Source organism: Acinetobacter sp. Colony158 (assembly GCF_019264745.1).
In the GTDB taxonomy this organism is placed as follows: Bacteria; Pseudomonadota; Gammaproteobacteria; order Pseudomonadales; family Moraxellaceae; genus Acinetobacter; species Acinetobacter ursingii.
The window spans coordinates 2,927,855-2,930,013 of record NZ_CP078523.1 but is presented as its reverse complement, the minus strand read 5'-3'; the positions used below and the strand labels follow the sequence as shown (position 1 = coordinate 2,930,013).

Below are 2,159 nucleotides of genomic sequence, written 5' to 3'. Positions count from 1 at the left end.
ATCTTAGCGGCGGACGGGTGAGTAATACTTAGGAATCTGGCTATTAGTGGGGGACAACATTTCGAAAGGGATGCTAATACCGCATACGTCCTACGGGAGAAAGCAGGGGATCAGTAATGACCTTGCGCTAATAGATGAGCCTAAGTCGGATTAGCTAGTTGGTGGGGTAAAGGCCTACCAAGGCGACGATCTGTAGCGGGTCTGAGAGGATGATCCGCCACACTGGGACTGAGACACGGCCCAGACTCCTACGGGAGGCAGCAGTGGGGAATATTGGACAATGGGGGGAACCCTGATCCAGCCATGCCGCGTGTGTGAAGAAGGCCTTATGGTTGTAAAGCACTTTAAGCGAGGAGGAGGGTACTGGTATTAATACTACCAGCTACTGGACGTTACTCGCAGAATAAGCACCGGCTAACTCTGTGCCAGCAGCCGCGGTAATACAGAGGGTGCGAGCGTTAATCGGATTTACTGGGCGTAAAGCGTGCGTAGGCGGCTAATTGAGTCGGATGTGAAATCCCCGAGCTTAACTTGGGAATTGCATTCGATACTGGTTAGCTAGAGTGTGGGAGAGGATGGTAGAATTCCAGGTGTAGCGGTGAAATGCGTAGAGATCTGGAGGAATACCGATGGCGAAGGCAGCCATCTGGCCTAACACTGACGCTGAGGTACGAAAGCATGGGGAGCAAACAGGATTAGATACCCTGGTAGTCCATGCCGTAAACGATGTCTACTAGCCGTTGGTCTCTTTGAGGGATTAGTGGCGCAGCTAACGCGATAAGTAGACCGCCTGGGGAGTACGGTCGCAAGACTAAAACTCAAATGAATTGACGGGGGCCCGCACAAGCGGTGGAGCATGTGGTTTAATTCGATGCAACGCGAAGAACCTTACCTGGTCTTGACATAGTAAGAACTTTCCAGAGATGGATTGGTGCCTTCGGGAACTTACATACAGGTGCTGCATGGCTGTCGTCAGCTCGTGTCGTGAGATGTTGGGTTAAGTCCCGCAACGAGCGCAACCCTTTTCCTTATTTGCCAGCACTTTGGGTGGGAACTTTAAGGATACTGCCAGTGACAAACTGGAGGAAGGCGGGGACGACGTCAAGTCATCATGGCCCTTACGACCAGGGCTACACACGTGCTACAATGGTCGGTACAAAGGGTTGCTACCTAGCGATAGGATGCTAATCTCAAAAAGCCGATCGTAGTCCGGATTGGAGTCTGCAACTCGACTCCATGAAGTCGGAATCGCTAGTAATCGCGGATCAGAATGCCGCGGTGAATACGTTCCCGGGCCTTGTACACACCGCCCGTCACACCATGGGAGTTTGTTGCACCAGAAGTGGATAGTCTAACTGCAAAGAGGACGTTCACCACGGTGTGGCCGATGACTGGGGTGAAGTCGTAACAAGGTAGCCGTAGGGGAACCTGCGGCTGGATCACCTCCTTAACGAAAAGATTGGTTGATTGGTAAGAATCCACAACAAGTTGTTCTTCTGGTATCTGAATGAAAGATAGAAAAGGAACGAGTTTTCTCTTTTAATTTCAGAGATAAGTCATGCACTACGCGCTGCGCTTGTCTTGCGAAATAAAAAAAGAGATTATTAATCTCTTTTTTTATTTCTCAGGGTCTGTAGCTCAGTTGGTTAGAGCACACGCTTGATAAGCGTGGGGTCACAAGTTCAAGTCTTGTCAGACCCACCATTCTGACGAATAGATTAATGAGTACAGAGTTAAAGATACTTAAATGATATAAGCTGGGGACTTAGCTTAGTTGGTAGAGCGCCTGCTTTGCACGCAGGAGGTCAGGAGTTCGACTCTCCTAGTCTCCACCAAATTTCAAGAACAGAAAAGCGCAGCTTTTCCTTGAAATTTAAGCAAACAGCTATGCTGTGCGCAGGCACACATAGGATGGAGCTTGAAGTTAAGAAGATTATAGAGCTTAGTAAATATAATGATTTATTAAGCTCTGTGATTAATCACAGTTTAATGTAGCTGACGAGGTTACATTAATTCATTAACAGATTGAGAATTGAGTCTGAAATAAATTGTTCACTCAATAACAAAGAGAGAAGAAGTAATTCTGATCTCAGAGTTAATTGAGAACTAGCAAATTAACTGAATCAAGCGTTTTGGTATATGAATTTAGATTGAAGCTG

Annotated in this window: 2 tRNA genes and 1 rRNA gene (1 of these 3 cut by a window edge); all 3 read left to right on the top strand. The window is 47.4% G+C overall.

Going from position 1 to position 2,159, the window contains the following annotated elements:
- A 16S ribosomal RNA gene (locus JR005_RS12025) occupies positions 1-1,450 on the top strand (it extends 89 nt beyond the left edge of the window).
- A 177-nt stretch (positions 1,451-1,627) separates the two neighbouring features.
- Positions 1,628-1,704, top strand: a tRNA-Ile gene (locus JR005_RS12020).
- A 55-nt stretch (positions 1,705-1,759) separates the two neighbouring features.
- A tRNA-Ala gene (locus tag JR005_RS12015) sits at positions 1,760-1,835 on the top strand.
- The last annotated feature ends 324 nt before the right edge of the window (positions 1,836-2,159 follow it).